Raw genomic sequence first — 17643 nt, forward strand, 5'->3', positions numbered from 1 at the left:
CATGACCAGGATCGCCATCGGCCAATCCCCCTTGACCCTCGCCCAGTTGCGCGCCGTGCTGGACGGCCCGGTGACGGTCACGATCTCCGCCGACGCCTGGGCCGACGTCGACAAGGGGGCGGCCACGATCGCCGCGATCGTGGCCGAGGGGCGCACCGTCTATGGGGTCAACACCGGCTTCGGCCTGTTGGCCAACACCTCCATCGCTTCGGAGGATCTGGAGACGCTGCAGCGCAATCTGGTGCTCAGCCACGCCTGCGGGGTCGGCCCCTTGTTGCCGGACGCCGTGACCCGGTTGCTGATGGTCCTGAAGATCGCGAGCCTTTCGCGCGGCGCCTCGGGGATCCGCCGCCAGACGCTGGAAGCACTGGTCGCCCTGGTGAACGGCGACGTCCTGCCCTGCGTCCCGTCCAAGGGTTCGGTCGGCGCCTCGGGCGATCTGGCGCCCCTGGCCCATATGAGCTGCGTCCTGATCGGCGTCGGTCAGGCCCGGCTGAACGGCGAGGTCCTCGACGCCGAGGCGGCCCTGGCGCGGGTCGGGCTGACGCCCCTGACCCTGGGGCCGAAGGAGGGCCTGGCTCTTCTGAACGGCACCCAGTGCTCCACCGCCCTCGCCCTGGCCGGACTGTTCGCGACTGAGGCGGTGTTCGCCGCCGGTCTTGCGGCAGGCGCCCTGTCGGTCGACGCGCTAAAAGGGTCGGATGCGCCGTTCGATCCGCGCATCCACGCCCTGCGCGGCCAGCCCGGCCAGATCGCCGTCGCGGCGCGGCTGCGCCAACTAATGACCGGCTCCGCCATCCGCGACAGTCATCGCGACGACTGCGCCAAGGTGCAGGACCCCTATTCCCTGCGGTGCCAGCCCCAGGTCATGGGGGCCATCCTGGATATCCTGAATGCTTCGGCTGCGACGCTGGAGCGGGAAGCCAACGCCGTCACAGACAATCCCCTGGTCTTCATCGAGGACGGCGACGTCATATCCGGCGGCAACTTCCATGCCGAACCTGTTGCTTTTGCAGCCGATCAGATCGCCATGGCTTTGTGCGAGATCGGAAATATCTCCGAGCGCCGCACCGCCATTCTGGTCGATCCGAAGATGAGCGAACTGCCGGCCTTCCTGGTCAAGGAGAGCGGTCTGAACTCGGGCTTCATGATCGCCCAGGTGACGGCGGCGGCCCTGGTGGCGGAAAACCGCATGGTCGCCCATCCGTGCAGCATCGACACCGTCCCGACCAGCGCCAACCAGGAGGATCACGTCTCCATGGCCACGCATGGGGCGCGGCGCCTGCTGGATATGGCCGAGAACGCGGCGACGGTCGTCGGCATCGAATTGCTGGCGGCCGCTCAGGGGCTGGAGTTCCACCGCCCCTTGACCAGTTCGCCGGCGCTGGAACAGGTCCTGTCCATCGTCCGTGAAGCCGCTGCGCCCTACGCCAGCGACCACTATTTCGCGCCGGACATCGCCCGGGCGACGGACGGCGTGCGGAACGGTCGCTATCGCATCTTCACGCAGAACCTTCTGCCATCGACATAAGCCACTGAACAGTCAGTCAAATGGTTGGAGCAGCGCCCGTCGCAAGGCGGCCAGATTAGCCGAGCCGGTGCAGAAGCAGACCGTCCTCATCTGACGGACGACCCGTTGGAAATGCGCTACGACCGCATCGGTGGATTCGGTCGCCGCCGTCAGCACCCCGGCGGCCTGACCGACGATATCGGCGCCCAGTCGAATAGCGCGGGCCACGTCCACCCCGTCCCGCACTCCGCCCGACCCAATCACCACGGCGTCGGGACAGGCAAGTCGCACATCCACGATGGCCTGGGGCGTGGTTATGCCCCAGTCGGCGAACACGGCGGCGTGGATCCTGTCGTTCGGATCGGTCGCCCGTTCGCCCTCGATCAAGGCCCAGTTGGACCCGCCCGCGCCCGCCACGTCCACGGCGGCGGCGCCCATGTCGATCAGGCGGCGCGCCGTCCGACCGGACAGGCCCGCGCCGGTTTCCTTGACCACGACCGGGACCTCGATCTTGCGGATTAGGGCCTCCAGCGCCGCCCCGACGCCCCACCAGTCGCGGTCCCCCTCGGGCTGGCAGGCTTCCTGAAGCGGGTTCAGATGTACGACCAGGGCGTCGGCGCCGATCATGGCCACCGCACGTCGCGCCTCGTCCGGGCCGAAGCCGCGCGTCAACTGCGCTGCCCCGATATTGGCCAGGATCGGCGTATCTGGCGCGCGGCGCCTTAGTCCAAGGTCCAGTCCGTCGCTGGCGCCGCCCTCGATAGCCGCCCGCTGCGACCCGACCGCCAGGGCGATGCCCATATGTTGGGCCGCCTCCGCCAGACGCGCATTGACGGCTTCGGCCCGCGCCGGACCGCCGGTCATGGCGCTGATCAGCAGGGGCGCCTTCAGCCGCCGCCCCAGAAAATCCGCCCCCAGGTCGATCTTGTCATGATCCAGGTCCGGCAGGGCCTCGTGGACGAAACGGACGGAGTCGAACCCGGCGTCGCGGGCATGGCGGCCCCGACCGGACAGCACGACATCCAGGTGCTGGTCCTTGCGGCTGGGCGAAACAGGGTCGGTCATTCCCCTCGCCTAGGACCGGATCGTGGCCCGGATGGGGCGGTCAGGGCTGGCGTTCGACGGTCAGGGCGTAGGCGCCGGTCTCATTCGGCCCCAGCGACCGGGCCCGAACCACGTACCAGCCGTCTTCCGGCGCCGTCCAATCCAGCTTGGCGTGGGTGTCCGACAGGCTGTCGTCGTCGGAAGCGATGCTGGTGAAGTCCTCACCGTCTTCGCCAAGGTCGATGAAGGCGTCGAAGGCGTTCGAGACCAGGGTGATCCGCAGCTTCTCGTCCTTCTTCGCCTGGAACCGGTAGGCGTCGTAGAAGGCGCCTTCGTCCGTCAGGGCGTCGGCGACGCTCAAGGTCCCGCGCGCGGTGGCGCCGACCAGGACACTGCCCGGCTTTGGCTCGGGACCGCGATCGATCAGCTCAAGCGAATACAGGCCCTTCTCATCGCCGGTCAGGGGCGAGGCGCGAACCACATAGTCGCCCGTCGACGGCAGGGTGAGGTTCAGTCGCGAGTCCGTCCCCTCCCCCAGGCCGTCGTCGTCGGTGGCCAGGGCGGTGAACTCGTCCTCGGCCGATCCGATCGCGAGCACGGCGTCAAAATCGCCAGAGCGCAGGATGGCCTGAACACGCTGACTCTCAGTCCCGCTGAAGACGAAGGCGTCATAGTGTTTGCCGTCATCGTCCTGCGGATCCTCGGGCGTGATTTCGTCCTCGACCGTTTGACCGAAGTCCAAGGCGGTCGGCGCAGGCGGCGGCGCGACCTCTTCCAGGCGCAGCTTGAACCGCCCCTCGCCATCCCCGCTGAAGGCGCGCGCCTCGATCACATAGTCGCCGGCCTCTTCCAGGGTCTGGGCGATCCGGGAATCGGTGCCCGATCCCGCCCCGTCGTCGTCCTCGGCCACAACCGAATTGTCCGACGCCTTGCGCAGCGTCAGATAGGCGTCGAAGTCCTTGGACGACAGTTCGATGGCCACGCGCTGTCCGGCTGCTGCGGTGAACCGATAGAATTCCGTGCGCTGGCCCTCGTCGTTCGCGCCCGTTTCGTCGTCCAGGTTTCCATCTACGCCGTCGCCGATGGCGATGGGTTTGGCGGGCGGCGCGGGCGGCGCCTCGCTGAGCCCGACCGTATAGCGGCCCTCGCCGTCCTCCAGCGCGGTGGCGCGGATCACATAGTCGCCGGCGACCGGGGCGGTGAAGACCAGACGCGAGTTAAGCCCGTCGTCCGGTCCGTCGTCGTTCTGCGCCAGTTCGACGAAGTCGGCGCCGTTCATCCGTCCGACCAGCACCTTCGGATCGAAGGCCTCGGATTCCAGGGTGACGATCACCCGTTGTCCGGCTGCGGCGCGGAAGACGTAGGCGTCATAGCGACCGCCGTCTTCTTGCTCAGGATCCCGCCCGGTCAATTCGCCGGCCTGCTCGGCGCCCACGCGCAAGCTTGACGGGCGGGGCGCTCGCGGCGGGGCCGGACGTTCGCGCAGCGACAGGCTGTAGTCGCCGCCGTCGAGGCCCGACAGGGTGCGGGCGCGCAGGATGTAGGTTCCACCGGTCTCTGGCGTGAAGCGCAGCCGCGCGTGGGTGTCTTCGCCCAAACCGTCATCATCCTCAGCCAAGGGTTCATCGGCCCCTTCGGCGTAGAGCGCCAAATAGGCGTCGAAAACGTCCGACCGCAGAACGGCCTCAAGTCGCTGCCCCGCACGGGCCTCGAACCGGTAGTCGTCATAGCGATAGGCGTTATCGCCGGTCGTCGCCAAATCCGCATCCGTCAGCGCGCCGTTCACCGACGCCCCGAGCCGTAGCGCCTGGACGTCCTGGGCCAGGGCGGGCGAGACGGCCCAGGCCAGGGCGATGGCGCTGACGGCGGCGACGAGGGGCGGACGGTTCATAGAAGACTCCAGAGTTTGAAGCCGATCATAGACGCCGAACCATGACGGCTGTAAATCGCCGCCATTCCCCTTTTGCATTCCCCCAATCCAATCTGTACCGGAGCCCTCATGTCGGCCGAGCCCACACGCGCGACCCTGATCGACGGCAAGGCCTTTTCGATCGACCTGGTGGACCGCGTCGCCGCCGCCGCCGCCCGCCTGGAAGCCAGCCAGGGCGTCAAGCCGGGCCTGGCCGTCGTCATCGTGGGCGAGGACCCCGCCAGCCAGATCTATGTCCGCAACAAGGGCGAAACGACCCTGCGCGCGGGCATGCGGTCCGACACCCACCGCCTCTCCGACACCACGACTCAGGACGAACTTCTGGCCCTGATCGCCTCACTGAACGCCGATGTCGGCATCCACGGCATTCTGGTCCAACTGCCCCTGCCGAAACATATCGATTCATCGGTCGTGCTGGACGCCATCGACCCTGATAAGGATGTGGACGGTTTCCACGTCGTCAACGCTGGGCGCCTTGCGGTCGGCCTTCCGGGCCTGGTGCCCTGCACCCCCCTCGGCAGCGTGATGTTGCTGAAGGACCAGCTGGGCAACCTGACCGGCCTGAACGCCGTCATCGTCGGCCGGTCCAACATCGTCGGCAAGCCGATGGCGCAGCTGCTGCTGGCCGAAAGCTGCACCGTCACCGTCGCCCATTCCAGAACACGCGACCTGCCCGCCCTGTGCCGCACGGCCGACATCCTGGTCGCCGCCGTCGGTCGGCCGGAGATGATCAAGGGCGATTGGATCAAGCCGGGCGCCACCGTCATCGACGTCGGCATCAACCGCGTCCCGTCGGCCGATCCGGTCAAGGCGGCCGAGGGCAAGACCCGCGTCGTCGGCGACGTCGCCTTCAAGGAGGCGGTCGAGGTCGCCGGCCGCATCACACCCGTCCCCGGCGGCGTCGGCCCCATGACCATCGCCTGCCTGCTGGCCAACACCTATTCGGCCGCCTGTCGCTCCATCGGCGTCGAACCGGAGCCATTGGACGCTTGAAGCGTTGCGGTCCTGAGGCGATAGTCGCCGCACCGGCGCAACCGCCGACAGGGGAAAATCCATGGCTCGCTTCAACCCTCGCGCTCTGGCTCTGACCGCCGTTCTCGTCGCGGCGCCCGCCGTCACCGGCTGCGGCTACAACACCATCCCGACCAAGCAGGAACGGGCCGAGGCGGCCTGGGCTGACGTCCAGGCCCAGTACCAGCGTCGCGCCGACCTGGTGCCCAATCTGGTCGCCACCGTCCAGGGCGCGGCGATCCAGGAACGCACCACCCTGACGGACGTGATCAACGCCCGCGCCCGCGCCACCTCGGTCAATGTCTCCGCCGCCGACCTCAGCAATCCGCAGGCCTTCCAGCAGTATCAGCAGGCCCAGGGCCAGCTCTCCGGCGCCCTGTCGCGCCTGCTGGTCTCGGTCGAGGCCTATCCCCAGCTTCAGGCCAATCAGAACTTCCTGACCCTCCAGTCCCAACTGGAAGGCACCGAGAACCGGATCACCATAGCGCGGCGCGACTACAATGAGGCGGTGCGCGACTACAACACCACCCTGCGCACCTTCCCGAACGTGATCTGGGCCAAGACGGCCCACGCGGGCTCCCAGCCGATGCAACTGTTCACCGCCACCGCCGAGGCCCAGTCCGCGCCGCAGGTGAACTTCAATCTCGGCGGGACGCCCGCAGCCGCGCCCGGCGGCGGCGCTGCTCCGGTCGCTCCGGGTTCGCCCCCGCCGGCCCAGTGAGCGCCCTCCCCGTTCGGACACGGCGTCCAGCGGGCGTCGTCGCGGGTCTCTTCGGCCTCATGGCCGTCCTGCTGTTCGCCCTGCCGGCGGCGGCGCAGGCGAAACTGGATTTCCCGCCGCTGACTGGCCGGGTAGTGGATCAGGCGGATCTGCTCGACGCTGCGACCGAACAGGCGCTGACGGACAAGCTTGCTGCGCTCGAAGCCAAATCCAGCGACCAACTGGTCGTGGTCACGGTCCGCAGCCTCCAGGACCAGGAAATCGAGGACTACGGCTACCAGCTGGGTCGCGCCTGGAGCATTGGCCAAAAGGAAGGCGACAACGGCGTCCTGCTGATCGTCGCCCCGACCGAACGCCGGGTTCGGGTCGAGGTCGGCTACGGCCTGGAGCCGATCCTGACCGACGCCTTTTCCTCCATGGTCATCCGCAACGAGATTCTGCCGGCCTTCCGCGACGGTGACTATCAGACGGGCGTCGTCCGAGGTGTGGACGCCCTGATCGGCCAGTTGGAGCTCGATCCTGCGGAGGCTCAGGCACGAGCCGCCGCCGTCCAGGAAGCAGATGAAGCCGGCGCCGCGCCGATCCTGCCTATCGTGATCATTGCGGTGATCTTCAGCCTCTTCCTTATGGTGGCTGTCGGTTCCGCAGGACGCGGGCGTCGCCATCGCGGCGACAGCGTGACGCCGATCCTGCTGTGGGCGGCCTCGGAAGCGCTGAGAAGCGCCGGACGCGGCGGCGGAGGCGGTTTCGACGGCGGCGGAGGTGGATTTGGCGGAGGCGGCGGCGGCTTCGGCGGCGGCGGCGCTTCGGGAGGATGGTGATGCGCTTCACGAACGAAGACCGGACGCGGGTCGCCGCCGCCATCGCCTCGGCCGAGACCGGCACCTCGGGCGAGATCTTCTGCGTCGTCTCGCGCGGCGTATCGTCCTATGTGGACGTCAGCCTGGCCTGGGCGGCGGGCGCGGCCCTGCTGACGCCGACCATCCTGATCCCCTTCGGCTTTGATCTGTCCTGGCCGGTCGGCGACACCTGGGAAGCCGCCCATGCCTCGGCCCAGGCCGCCGGCGTCGGCCAGGCCCTGGCCGCCTACGCCTTGATCCAGGCGGCGATCTTTATCGGCGTCTTCCTGCTCACGCGGCTGCCGCCGATTCTGCGCTGGGTCACGCCGCGCGGTCTGCGTCGGGCCCGAGTGCGTAAGGCGGCGCTACAGCAGTTCCTGGCCCACGGCGTCCACGTCACGCAGGATCGCACCGGGGTTCTGATCTTCGCTGCTCTGAAGGAACACCAGGTCGAGCTGATTGCCGACGAACTGATCCATCAAAAGGTCGATGAAGGCGTCTGGGCCGACACCGTCGCTGTTCTGACCTGCGAGCTCAAGGCGGGCCGCCCCGTCGCCGGCTTCGAAGCGGCGGTCGAACGGTGCGGACAGGTGCTGGCGACTCATTTCCCGCCCCGCGCAAACAACCCCAATGAATTGCCGGACCACCTGATCCTGCTCTGATCGTCGTATCGGGGTCGCAATCCGCGCCCAAAAGGCCTAGCCATCCGCCCAAGTCTCGGCACGTCCTCGGGAAACCATGCCCCGCCTTCTGACCTATAACGTCCATCGCTGCGTCGGCACGGACAAGCGCCTGGATGTCGACCGCATCGTCGCCGTCATCAGCGAGCACGAACCGGACATCGTCTGCCTCCAGGAACTGGATGTCGGCCGCGCCCGCACCGGCAAGGTCGATCAGGCCGAAGCCATCGCCGAAGGCCTGTCCATGACCTCGCGCTTTCACCCGGCGATGCGGGTGGAGACCGAACTCTATGGCGACGCGGTCATGACGCCACATCCCGAGCGTTTGATCCGCGCCGACGCCCTGCCCACTGTTCGCGGCATTCCAGGGCTGGAGCCACGCGGCGCCATCTGGTCCGAGATCGAGATCGACGGTGTCGCGATCAATGTGCTGACAACCCACCTGGGCCTGGTCCCGCGCGAACAGAGGCTTCAGGCGTCGGCCCTGGCCGGAACGGGATGGCTCGGCGGCTGTACCGGGCCGACGCTGTTGGCCGGCGATTTCAACGCCACCTCGATCACCCGCCCCTATCAGACCCTGGTGCGCAAACTGGCGGACTGCCAACGGTTGCTGAACCTCAAGCCGTCCGTGAAGACCTTCCCGTCGGGCTTCCCGGCCATCCGCATCGATCATTGTTTCGTCAGCCCGGAAATCCGCATCACGGGGGTCAAGTCGGACTTCTCGCCCCTGGCCCGCGTGGCCTCGGATCACCTGCCGCTGATCATCGACTTCGAGATCGTTCAGCCCGGCGCCTGACCGCCTTCGGACATCGGTCGGGTGCGTTGCGACCGGTTCAGCCGCTTCCACGGCCGCCAGGCGTCGCTCGAAGAGGTCGGATCGCCCAGCTGCCATTCAGCGAACAGTCTCTGGATCCGCGTCGGCGGCTCCGACCCCAGCGGTTTCAGCCGGTCGCTGGCGAAGCTGCAGATGGCGGCGCCCGTCGATCCCATGACCGCTTCGACCGCCGCGAAATCCTCAGCCGACACGCCGATCCAGTGTCCGATCGTCCGATGACGATGGGCGACGATTACCGCGCGCCCCGCCGCATCGGTCGGCTCGGCGGCGATGTCGCACTCGGTATCCAGCCCCATCGACCGATTGTTCAGATTGGATGACCCGATCCGCAACAGCCGGTCATCGATGATCGACACCTTGGCATGGACGATGATCCGGTCGCCCTCGGCCGTCAGGGGGGCGAAGGCGAAAAAGCGGTTGTACTTGTCCGCCTGTTCCAGTCGGTACAGCACTTCGGCGCGGGCCGTATCCATGGTCATGCTGTCGAACCAGCTCGGGCTCTTGCCGGTCGAGACCACCACCACCTCCGGCCCGTCCACCTCGGCCAGCCGCTCGGCCAAAGCTGCGGCGATCACTGGCGAGGTGAAGTACTGGTTCTCGAAATAGATCAGCTTTTTGGCGCGCCGTATCGACTGCAGGTGCAGGGCCTCGTTCTCGCGCACCTCGTGCCGCCCGCTCCACTTGGGCTCGGTGCGGGCTATGCCGACAGGGACGTTCGTCATCTGCACGGCGACCCCGCCCGGCCAGGGATCGCTCTCGACCTCATCGGGAATCGTGCGCTCCCAGGTCGCCTTGAACCAGCGTTCCCGCGCCAGATCGCCCAGCGCCCGCGCCGCCGGTCCGTCCATCACGCTCATCACCTCGTGGCGGGCCTTGCAAATCAGGCCGTTCGGCAGGGCGCGTCGCGGATCGCCGTCAAAATGATCTTCGGAATCCCAGCGGTCGGTCGAGATGTCGCCGCCGCCGCAGAAGGCCACGCGGTCGTCGATGACGATCACTTTCTGGTGGTGGCAGGCCCCGATCGGCCCGGGCGAATCCATGCGGAACTCGACCATCCGCTTGCGGAACCAGCGCTGCGCCCGGTGCGGATAAAAGCCCTGTGACGCCGCGATCAGCAGTGGCGACTTCCAGATCAGCAGCCGGATATCCAGATCCGGCTTTCGCTTCACAAGCATGCGCAGCTGATGACCGATCTCGAACTGTTTCTCGCTGGGTCGGGTTTCGGGATCCAGATGGGTGCGCGGGTCGAACTGCCAGCCCAGCACCACAATGGATCGCTCGGCCTTGTTGAGCGCCGACGACAGGGCGTCGAAATAGGCCTCGTTCTCCATCAATATGGAAAACCGGTGCGCGACTTCGCTGCGCCAGACGCCCGCTCCCGGGGTCAGCAGACTGCCGTCATAGCTGTCGCTGTCTTCGGTCATTCAGCCTGCCTGCCCGATTCGCGTGACACTGCGATGGGGACGCCCTCGCCTCTTCCGTTTCACGCGCGCTACGCCGGGTCAATCTTTACGCGGCGGGATTGTGGCGTTCGCCAAAAAGGCGCATAAGGCCGTCGGCCATGGGGGCTGTGGGAGACGCCGTCATGCAGGCGCTGGTGGAACTGATCGCGGGCTTCATCGCCTTGCTGGCCGCCGCCGTCCTGTCGCAATTCGGCGTCGACATCCATTCTCCGCAGCCCGCCGATCGGGAAGTTCACCGCGTGGCGGATTGCCCTGCCGAGAAGGCTGCGACCTTCGCTGCCGAGTCCGATCGCGACTGCTGAGAACGAACAGTCCACGGCTCAACGATCTCTACGTCTTGGACCTTTGGTTTCAAGCCGCTAGGGTCGAATCGGCGCGTTTCGCGCGCCGCGCGCATGAATCGAGCTCGACGCCTGATGAAATCCCGTAACCGGCCGCCGCTGAAGCTGACAGACGAAGACGCCGTCGCGCCCGTCGACGGGGCTCACGACGCAGCGGTTGAGGCAGAGGTCGAACAGACGCTGGTTGAGGCGGAAACGCCGTCCGAACCGCCTTTGGAACTGGATCCCCTGCCCGCGCCGCCGCCTGAACGCCCGATCTCGGAACGACGGCGCCGTCGAATGGCCGAAGAGGCGCGTCAGGCCCAGCTGCGCGCCGCCGCCCCGCCGCCGCCGCCGCCCCATCCGGCGCCTGAGGAACCCGTAGCGGAAGCCTCGGAACAACCGCCCGCCGCGCCCGAGGTCGTCGCCGAACCGACGCCGGAATCCACCGCCGCCGTCGAAATGGCGGTGGCAGCCGGCCAGCCTCCCGCGCCCGTCGATATGGGCTGGCCGCCGATGCTGAGGTCCAGCGTGTCCGAGCGGGCCTCTATCGCGACGCGCAGCCAGACCGCCTATCTCATCGCCGCACTGGCCTCGACGCTATGGGTGGGCGGCGTCGCCTCCTGGGCCGCGTTCGAACTGGGATCCAGCGGCGCCGAACTGGATCCGCTCCGGCTGGCCATCTACGGCCTGATCGCCCTGGCGCCCGTCGGCCTTTCCATCATGCTGGCCCATGCCCTGCGGCAGGGCGCCGGATTGGCGGCCGAGACCCGCCGCGCCCGTGACCTGGCCGAGGCCCTGGTCGCCCCCACCGCCCTCGCGGCCCAGCAAACTGGCCAGGTGCTGAGCACCCTGCGTTCCGACATCGACCACGCCGCCCTGGCGGCCGAGCGCGCCCGCAACGACATGGCCCTGCTGCGTCAGGCCCTGATGGAAGAGACCAATCGTCTCAACGAGGCGGCCGAACACGCCGGCCGCACCGCCCGCCGCCTGACCGAAAACCTGGCCCGCGAACGCGACCAGATGCAGACCCTCGGCCTTCATCTCGACAGCCAAGCGACCAGCGTCATCGACGCGGTCGAACGCCAGTCCCGCATGGTGGCCGACGCCTCGGACCTGGCCCAGGCCCAACTGCGCGAGGCCGAAGCCGCCCTGGCCGCCCGCGCCGCCGATCTGGCCGCCGCCGCCGGCGAGGCCCAGGACGCCGCCCGTGTCGCCGCCGACGACTTGGCCCGCCAGACCATCCGGTTGGAGAACGCCGGAACCGGAGTCGCCGAACAGATCCAGTCGGTCGAGGAAGGCCTCAGCCAGCAGCGCGCCGCCCTGGTCACCGCCGCCTACGCCCTGCGGACCGATCAGGAAGACTTCTCTGCCCAGGTCGAGAGCCAGCGCGCCCAGTTTGTCGAAAACCTGTCCGCCACGCGCACTGCGCACGATCAGATGAACAAGACCTCGCAGGTCTCGATCGAAAGCTTGCGCGAAATCCTTGAAGCCGCTGGAGACCAGTTCCGGGCCCTGGTCGACATGTCCCAGCGCGAGGCCGACGGCTTCGACGCCGCCACCAAGGTTTCGCTGGATCGGTTCGAGGCCCTGGCCGCCGACGCCCGCGACACCCTGATGGAGGAAACCCGCCGCGCGCTCGAGCAGATGCGCGCCACAGCCGAGGACTCCCGCGCCGCCGCCGCCGACGCCTCCGAACAGGCCCGTCTCCGCGCCGATCGCCTGGGCGAGGCCCTGTTCGAGGCGGCGCAGAAGGCCGACCAGGCCGCAGACGCACGCATCGAGGACGCTCGCCGCATCGTCGGCGAAACCTCCGGTCTGGTGGACAAGGCCGGCGAGCGGATGGTTCAGCGACTGGAAAGCCTGGTCGACCGCCTGAACTCGGCCCTGTCCGAGATCGACACCGCCGTCGCCGACGTCGATGAACGGGCGGCCCGCTTGCCGGAACAGGCCCGCGCCCGGGTCGAGGCCGTGCGCGCCAGCGTCGAACAAGGCCTGTCCTCGCTCGCCGCCGCCTCGCGCAAGGCAGCCGAGGACACCGAAGCCCTGGACATCGGCTTCCAGGAACGGGTCCGCCGCAACTACGACATGCTGACCGAAGCCGTTCGGCTGATGGGCGTGGTCTCCGGCGACGCGCCCGCAGGCCGTCATCGCGAGCCCCTGGCTGAAACCGAGCGGGCCCGCCCGCCCCGGCCCGCGCCGGAGGATTCGTCGCAGGAGCGGTCCGGCGACCGGAGTTTCGGCCTGCGCAATCGCCTTCGTTTGTCCCCGGCCGAGGCGCCGCGCCCGACGCCCGCCCCCGAAGGCGGTCTGGACTGGAACGATCTCGTCTCAGATGGCAAGGACGAGGCGCCGCTAGAGCTGGAGCGTCCAGCCATAGACGCCGCCGACTCGGTCGCCTTGTCCGATCGCGTCGCCGCCGCGATCCGCCGGATGGGCGTCGATCCCAACGCGCTTCTGCCGCGTTCGCGCGTCGAGGAGGCGGCCCGGCTTCTTGGGGCCGGTGATCCCGACGGCGCCCGTCGCATCGTCCGCCGCGTCGCGCCGGCCGCCGTGCGAAGCGTCTCTCGCCGCGTCCTGAGCGATCCTGAGTTGCGCGCCGATGCGGAACGCTATGTGGTCGTCTTTTCTCAGGACCTCGCCGCCTACGCCCGCAGCGGGGACGCCCAGGCGGTCCAGAACCGCCTCGCCTCCGACAGCGGCCGCGCCTTCATGCTGCTCGACGCGGCCGTGGGCGACCTTGGTTGAGGCTTGACGCCGGGGTGAAGTTCACGCCACCTAGTCCGCGTCACGAAAGCGTCACGCTGGGTGAGAGTAAAGCCTGAATGACAACCGAAATTGAAGGCTCAAGCCGCCCTGACCGACGCCCCGGCATAGCGATCTGCGCCTATGACGCGGATCCCGGCTGGGACATGGTCGAAGATCTATCGGGAGAGGCCTGGAGCCCGCCCTGCGCCCGCACCGTCAGCATCTCCTCTGATGATCCGGCGCGTCTAGCCGCACGATTGGGCGATCATCTGAGAAACGGCGATTGCCGCGCGGTCCTGCTGGTAGGACGAGCCGCCAAGAGCAATGGTTTTCGCATGCAGATGCGGGCAGAGAACCGCGCTCTCGATCATGAGGAACGCCTGTCGCAAACCGGGCCTGGTCTGGCGCGCACGACCGCCCCGGTCGCCGATATTGTCCGCGCCATCAATGCAACAGGCATCCCTGCCGAGGCGACGTCGGAGGCCGAGGCGGATGTCGGCTCCTATCTGCTCTATCGCGTGCTGGTCGAACTGGCTGACGGGCCGCACACGCCCGCCGTCGGTTTGTTGCGCACCCCGGCCACGGCCGACGAGAACACGGTGAAGCGGGCGATCAAGGCTGCGGCCTCCGTCATGGCCGGCCAGATGGCCCTTCTGCCCCGCGCCTAACCCCGCGCGCCGAGCATCGGCTTCAACGCCAATCCCGCGATCAATCCCAGGCCGGCCAGCCCCGCCATCGCCAGGTATCCCCCCGCGCCCCAGGCGTCGTACAGCGGACCGCTCGCCAGGGTCGCGACGCCGATCAACACCCCCGCCGAAAGGGTGGAGTTCAGAGTTTGGGCCGCCGTCTGGCTGTCGTGCGGCGCCAATCGTTCGATAAGCTCGACGCCGGCGAGATAGTTGGCGGCGAAGCTGACGGCGTGCAGGGCCTGTAACGGCCACAACGCCCATAGAGGCGGGGCTGCGGCCATGAACAGCCAACGCACCATCGCCGCCCCCGCCGCGATCATCAAAATGGGCCAGGCCCCAATGCCGCGCCGTCGCCGCCACGGTTCGAACACCCACATCAACGCGATCTCCGCGACGACGGCGAAGGCCCACAAGATCCCGGTCAGATGCGGCTCGATCCCCTGCTCCCGCCACAGGATGGCGGAAAAGCCGTAGTAGAAGGCATGGGCCGCCTGCACGGTCCCGATCGCCGCCAGCGCGATCACCAGCACCGGGTCCTTCAGCAACCGCCCCATGTCGCGAAACCGGTCCCACCCGGCCAGCGGCGGCCCGTCATGGACGGGCTCCTCCGGCAGCACCCGCCAGGCCGTCACGGCAATGCCGACGCAAACCAGGGTCACCCCAACGATGACCGCCTCGCTTCCCGTCGTTCTCAGGATAAATCCCATGGCGATATTGGCCGCGACGAAGGCCGCCGAGCCGAAACCGCGCGGCACAGCAAAGGCGAAGCCTTCCCGCCGTGCCCGCCGCAGCACCAGCACATCGGTCAACGGCAAGATCGCCGCCGCCCCGGTCGCGGCGATGAACCAGCAAACCATCCACGCCAGGAAACCGTCCACCAGGCCGGCCGCGCCGTACCCCACCGCCGCGATGCCCGCCAGCAGGGCGATGGGCGTCCTACGATACTTGAACCCGTCGGCCCAGACGGCGATGGCCGGCCCCATGACCAGACGCCCCAGCATGGGCGCGGCCAGCAGTGTCCCGATCTCCGCCCCGCTGAGCCCTTGCGCCTTCATCCACAGACCGGCGTAGGGCAGGCTGACGCCCAGCCCGCCGTACATCAAGGCGTAGTGCGACGCCGCGCGCCATTTCGAGGCGAATCCCATAGGCGCCGCCATAGCAGAACTTCCGCCCGTATCGACCGGTTTGCTCCACGGTCATCGCAGTCTAGGGTGGGTTTATGACAGCGAGTCGCAACCTGATCATCTTCGCCGCCCTCAACGGGGCCATGGCTATCGGCCTGGGCGCCTTCGCCGCCCACGGGGCCGGGCCGCAGGTCAAGACCCTGCTGTCGACCGGGGCCCATTACCAGCTGGCGCACGCCGTCTTCGCTCTGCCTTGCGCCCTTTGGACATCAGGCGGCGGCTTAGCGCGGCTCGCCGGGTGGCTGGGCGCCGCGGGCGGGCTGGTCTTCTGTGTGGCCCTGGCCCTGGTCGCTCTCCTCGGCCTGTCGGCCATGGGCGCCGTCGCACCGGTCGGCGGCCTGCTGATGATCGCCGGTTGGCTTTGCCTGGCCTTTGCGGCATTCCGTTCGTAACGCTCAGTACGGCCAAGCTTGGGCCGAGTAGAAAGACCGCCACGCATGGCCTTTTCCGCGCCTCTCGAACCTCGCCGGGATCTCTATCCAGAGATCGAACCTTTTGCGTCCGGCTGGATGACGTCTGACGACGTTCACGAAATCTACTACGAGGAGAGCGGCGACCCTCAGGGCCTTCCGGTCGTCGTTCTGCACGGCGGCCCGGGCGGCGCGGTCAATCCGGGCATGCGGCGCTTCTTCGACCCGGCCAAGTACCGGATCATCATGTTCGACCAGCGCGGCTGTGGCCAGTCGCGGCCGAACGCCTCGCTCGAGAACAACACCACCTGGACCCTGATCGAGGATATCGAGCGTCTGCGGGAACGTTGCGGCGTCGACAAATGGGTCGTGTTCGGCGGCTCGTGGGGTTCGACCCTGTCCATGGCCTACGCCGTCACCCACCCGGAACGCGTCCGCGCCTTGGTGCTTCGCGGCATCTTCCTGCTGACCAAGAAGGAATTGCACTGGTTCTATCAGGACGGCGCCTCGATGATCTTCCCCGACGCTTGGGAGCGGTTCATCGCGCCGATTCCGGAAGCCGAGCGCGGCGATCTGATGGGCGCCTATTACAAGCGGCTGATCGGCGACAATGTCGCCGAACGCGAAAGATGCGCCGTGGCCTGGTCCAGCTGGGAAGGCGAAACCGTCAGTGTCGAAGGCCCGAACGCCAAGCCCGATAAATTCTCGGAACCCGAGTTCGCCCTCGCCTTCGCCCGGATCGAGAACTGGTTCTTCACCAACGCAGGCTTCTTCCCCGAAGACGGCTGGCTGCTGAAGAATGTGGACCGGATGCGCCACATTCCGTGCTGGATCGCCCAGGGTCGGTTCGACGTGGTCACGCCCATCGCCAGCGCCTGGTCCCTGCACCGCGCCTGGCCCGAGGCGAAACTGGACATTGTCGGCGACGCCGGCCACGCCTCATCGGAACCCGGCATCGTCGATAGCCTCGTTCGCGCGACGGATTGGGCGCTGGACGTCTAAAGTCTCCTCTCCGCAGAGCGGAGAGGAGACAAGGACTTAGCTCGCTTTACGCAGACGGGCGTCAATGCTCCACGACCCTGCGCCTGCGGCGAGCAGATACAGGAAGATGAAGCAGAACAGGATGGCCGCATCGCCGCCGTTCGCCGCTGGATAGGGGCTGGAGGGGGCGTGGAACATCCAGTAGGCCACCGCCATTTCACCGGCCAGGATGAAGGCGACCGGGCGGGTGAAGGCGCCGAGGACCAGTAGCGAGCCGCCGACCAGCTCCAGGATCGCGCCGATCCCGAACAGCGACAGGATCTCGACCTGGCCCGGCTGGGCGCCTTCAGGGAAGCCGAACAGTTTCACTACGCCATGAGCCAGGAACAGCAGGCCGGCGACGATACGCAGCACCGCGCGAAAATGCGGTGACGAGGCTTCAAGTTGGTTGAACATCTGATGGTTTCCTCCCCGATTGGGGACTGACCCGCATTAGGCGGGCCGTCCGACCGAACCGTGTTCGGCCGGACAGGTTGATCTGAAACTCCGACCCTGTCGATCAGGCGGCGTCCACCAGCACAATCTCGACGTCCGAGATCGCCTTGACCGTCACGACGTCCTCCTTGGCGATGGCCGCGCCGTCGCGAGCGTTCAGACGAACGCCGTTGACCTCGATCTCGCCCTTGGCCGGCACCAGATAGGCCCGCCGGTTCGATCCCAGGGCATAGTCGGCGCTGTCGCCGGCGTTCAGGGTCGCCGCCACGATCCGCGCATCGGTGCGGATCGGCAGGGCATCCGTGTCGCCCTCAAAGCCCGAGGCCAGGACCACGAATTGACCCGAGCGCTCGCCTTTGGGGAAGGGTTTGGAGCCCCAGCTGGGCGCCTCGCCACGCTTGGTCGGCTCGATCCAGATCTGGAAGATCCGGGTCAGCTCCGGCTCAGCATTGTATTCGGCGTGGCGGATGCCGGTGCCCGCGCTCATCACCTGGACGTCGCCGGCCACGGTGCGGCCCTTGTTGCCCAGGCTGTCCTCGTGGGTGATGGCGCCGTCGCGGACATAGGTGATGATCTCCATGTCCGAATGCGGGTGCGGCGGGAAGCCGGTTCCGGCGGCGATCTCGTCGTCGTTCCAGACCCGCAGATTGCCCCAGCTCATCCGCTTGGGATCATAATAGTTGGCGAAGGAGAAGTGGTGCTTGGCGTTCAACCAGCCATGGTTGTCGCCGCCCAGCGATTCAAACGGTCTACGCTCGATCATCGGTCTATCCTCAGGCCGGG

The 17643-nt window shown here is 67.7% G+C and carries 17 protein-coding genes; 11 read left to right on the forward strand and 6 right to left on the reverse strand.

The window, feature by feature from the left end:
• Nucleotide 1 precedes the first annotated feature (1 nt).
• Nucleotides 2-1531, forward strand: a complete 1530-nt coding sequence (gene hutH / locus ACW170_RS12220) for a histidine ammonia-lyase (RefSeq protein ID WP_492086934.1) — start codon at nt 2-4, stop codon at nt 1529-1531.
• A 12-nt stretch (nt 1532-1543) separates the two neighbouring features.
• Here the strand turns inward: hutH and fni are convergent, their stop codons facing one another.
• Together fni and ACW170_RS12230 are read right to left on the reverse strand one after the other, a co-directional pair.
• Nucleotides 1544-2575, reverse strand: coding sequence for a type 2 isopentenyl-diphosphate Delta-isomerase (gene fni / locus ACW170_RS12225; RefSeq protein WP_492086935.1), 1032 nt, complete (start codon nt 2573-2575; stop codon nt 1544-1546).
• A gap of 40 nt (nt 2576-2615) precedes the next feature.
• Complete coding sequence (locus ACW170_RS12230) at nt 2616-4445, reverse strand: PPC domain-containing protein (RefSeq protein WP_492086936.1); 1830 nt, start codon at nt 4443-4445, stop codon at nt 2616-2618.
• 108 nt (nt 4446-4553) lie between these two features.
• Here ACW170_RS12230 and ACW170_RS12235 point away from each other — a divergent pair, with 108 nt between their 5' ends.
• The 5 genes from ACW170_RS12235 to ACW170_RS12255 all read left to right on the forward strand — a co-directional run bounded on the left by ACW170_RS12235 (nt 4554) and on the right by ACW170_RS12255 (nt 8531).
• The gene (locus ACW170_RS12235) at nt 4554-5477 is read left to right on the forward strand and encodes a bifunctional methylenetetrahydrofolate dehydrogenase/methenyltetrahydrofolate cyclohydrolase (protein ID WP_492086937.1); all 924 of its coding nucleotides are present in this window, start codon (nt 4554-4556) and stop codon (nt 5475-5477) included.
• Between the two features lie 61 nt (nt 5478-5538).
• Entirely contained in the window at nt 5539-6216 is a 678-nt protein-coding gene (locus tag ACW170_RS12240; RefSeq protein WP_492086938.1) for a LemA family protein, read from the forward strand.
• Nucleotides 6217-6275: 59 nt separating this feature from the next.
• The gene (locus tag ACW170_RS12245; protein WP_492086939.1) at nt 6276-7037 is read left to right on the forward strand and encodes a TPM domain-containing protein; all 762 of its coding nucleotides are present in this window, start codon (nt 6276-6278) and stop codon (nt 7035-7037) included.
• On the forward strand, nt 7037-7717 hold the full coding sequence (locus tag ACW170_RS12250; RefSeq protein ID WP_492086940.1) for a TPM domain-containing protein: 681 nt from the start codon (nt 7037-7039) through the stop codon (nt 7715-7717). The genes ACW170_RS12245 and ACW170_RS12250 overlap by 1 nt, the downstream gene beginning before the upstream one ends.
• A gap of 76 nt (nt 7718-7793) precedes the next feature.
• Entirely contained in the window at nt 7794-8531 is a 738-nt protein-coding gene (locus ACW170_RS12255; protein WP_492086941.1) for an endonuclease/exonuclease/phosphatase family protein, read from the forward strand.
• On the opposite strand, the gene ACW170_RS12260 is transcribed toward ACW170_RS12255, so the two are convergent.
• Entirely contained in the window at nt 8516-9994 is a 1479-nt protein-coding gene (locus ACW170_RS12260; protein WP_492086942.1) for a phospholipase D-like domain-containing protein, read from the reverse strand. The genes ACW170_RS12255 and ACW170_RS12260 overlap by 16 nt on opposite strands.
• Nucleotides 9995-10155: 161 nt before the next feature.
• On the opposite strand from ACW170_RS12260, the gene ACW170_RS12265 reads away from it, so the two are divergent.
• The 3 genes from ACW170_RS12265 to ACW170_RS12275 all read left to right on the forward strand — a co-directional run bounded on the left by ACW170_RS12265 (nt 10156) and on the right by ACW170_RS12275 (nt 13769).
• Nucleotides 10156-10335: a hypothetical protein gene (locus ACW170_RS12265; protein ID WP_492086943.1), complete on the forward strand. Its 180-nt coding sequence runs from the start codon at nt 10156-10158 to the stop codon at nt 10333-10335.
• Nucleotides 10336-10449: 114 nt separating this feature from the next.
• Nucleotides 10450-13101, forward strand: a complete 2652-nt coding sequence (locus ACW170_RS12270; RefSeq protein WP_492086944.1) for a coiled-coil domain-containing protein — start codon at nt 10450-10452, stop codon at nt 13099-13101.
• Nucleotides 13102-13178: 77 nt separating this feature from the next.
• On the forward strand, nt 13179-13769 hold the full coding sequence (locus tag ACW170_RS12275) for a hypothetical protein (RefSeq protein ID WP_492086945.1): 591 nt from the start codon (nt 13179-13181) through the stop codon (nt 13767-13769).
• Here ACW170_RS12275 and ACW170_RS12280 read toward each other — a convergent pair.
• A complete protein-coding gene (locus tag ACW170_RS12280; RefSeq protein WP_492086946.1) occupies nt 13766-14935 on the reverse strand; it encodes an MFS transporter in 1170 nt (389 codons plus the stop codon). The genes ACW170_RS12275 and ACW170_RS12280 overlap by 4 nt on opposite strands.
• Before the next feature lie 74 nt (nt 14936-15009).
• Here ACW170_RS12280 and ACW170_RS12285 point away from each other — a divergent pair, with 74 nt between their 5' ends.
• Together ACW170_RS12285 and pip are read left to right on the forward strand one after the other, a co-directional pair.
• On the forward strand, nt 15010-15366 hold the full coding sequence (locus ACW170_RS12285) for a DUF423 domain-containing protein (protein WP_492086948.1): 357 nt from the start codon (nt 15010-15012) through the stop codon (nt 15364-15366).
• 45 nt (nt 15367-15411) lie between these two features.
• Nucleotides 15412-16386, forward strand: coding sequence for a prolyl aminopeptidase (gene pip, locus ACW170_RS12290; RefSeq protein ID WP_492086949.1), 975 nt, complete (start codon nt 15412-15414; stop codon nt 16384-16386).
• A 36-nt stretch (nt 16387-16422) separates the two neighbouring features.
• Here pip and ACW170_RS12295 read toward each other — a convergent pair whose 3' ends face one another.
• Together ACW170_RS12295 and ACW170_RS12300 are read right to left on the reverse strand one after the other, a co-directional pair.
• Nucleotides 16423-16821, reverse strand: a complete 399-nt coding sequence (locus tag ACW170_RS12295; RefSeq protein WP_492086950.1) for a DoxX family protein — start codon at nt 16819-16821, stop codon at nt 16423-16425.
• A 103-nt stretch (nt 16822-16924) separates the two neighbouring features.
• Nucleotides 16925-17623: a pirin family protein gene (locus tag ACW170_RS12300; RefSeq protein WP_492086951.1), complete on the reverse strand. Its 699-nt coding sequence runs from the start codon at nt 17621-17623 to the stop codon at nt 16925-16927.
• Nucleotides 17624-17643 lie beyond the last annotated feature (20 nt).

Source organism: Brevundimonas sp. FV2ps16 (assembly GCF_058681075.1).

Coding starts and splice junctions, on each gene's coding strand:
- hutH (WP_492086934.1), top strand. CDS start 2: ATGACCAGGATCGCCATCGGCCAATCCCCCTTGACCCTCGCCCAGTTG.
- fni (WP_492086935.1), bottom strand. CDS start 2,575: ATGACCGACCCTGTTTCGCCCAGCCGCAAGGACCAGCACCTGGATGTC.
- ACW170_RS12230 (WP_492086936.1), bottom strand. CDS start 4,445: ATGAACCGTCCGCCCCTCGTCGCCGCCGTCAGCGCCATCGCCCTGGCC.
- ACW170_RS12235 (WP_492086937.1), top strand. CDS start 4,554: ATGTCGGCCGAGCCCACACGCGCGACCCTGATCGACGGCAAGGCCTTT.
- ACW170_RS12240 (WP_492086938.1), top strand. CDS start 5,539: ATGGCTCGCTTCAACCCTCGCGCTCTGGCTCTGACCGCCGTTCTCGTC.
- ACW170_RS12245 (WP_492086939.1), top strand. CDS start 6,276: ATGGCCGTCCTGCTGTTCGCCCTGCCGGCGGCGGCGCAGGCGAAACTG.
- ACW170_RS12250 (WP_492086940.1), top strand. CDS start 7,037: ATGCGCTTCACGAACGAAGACCGGACGCGGGTCGCCGCCGCCATCGCC.
- ACW170_RS12255 (WP_492086941.1), top strand. CDS start 7,794: ATGCCCCGCCTTCTGACCTATAACGTCCATCGCTGCGTCGGCACGGAC.
- ACW170_RS12260 (WP_492086942.1), bottom strand. CDS start 9,994: ATGACCGAAGACAGCGACAGCTATGACGGCAGTCTGCTGACCCCGGGA.
- ACW170_RS12265 (WP_492086943.1), top strand. CDS start 10,156: ATGCAGGCGCTGGTGGAACTGATCGCGGGCTTCATCGCCTTGCTGGCC.
- ACW170_RS12270 (WP_492086944.1), top strand. CDS start 10,450: ATGAAATCCCGTAACCGGCCGCCGCTGAAGCTGACAGACGAAGACGCC.
- ACW170_RS12275 (WP_492086945.1), top strand. CDS start 13,179: ATGACAACCGAAATTGAAGGCTCAAGCCGCCCTGACCGACGCCCCGGC.
- ACW170_RS12280 (WP_492086946.1), bottom strand. CDS start 14,935: ATGGGATTCGCCTCGAAATGGCGCGCGGCGTCGCACTACGCCTTGATG.
- ACW170_RS12285 (WP_492086948.1), top strand. CDS start 15,010: ATGACAGCGAGTCGCAACCTGATCATCTTCGCCGCCCTCAACGGGGCC.
- pip (WP_492086949.1), top strand. CDS start 15,412: ATGGCCTTTTCCGCGCCTCTCGAACCTCGCCGGGATCTCTATCCAGAG.
- ACW170_RS12295 (WP_492086950.1), bottom strand. CDS start 16,821: ATGTTCAACCAACTTGAAGCCTCGTCACCGCATTTTCGCGCGGTGCTG.
- ACW170_RS12300 (WP_492086951.1), bottom strand. CDS start 17,623: ATGATCGAGCGTAGACCGTTTGAATCGCTGGGCGGCGACAACCATGGC.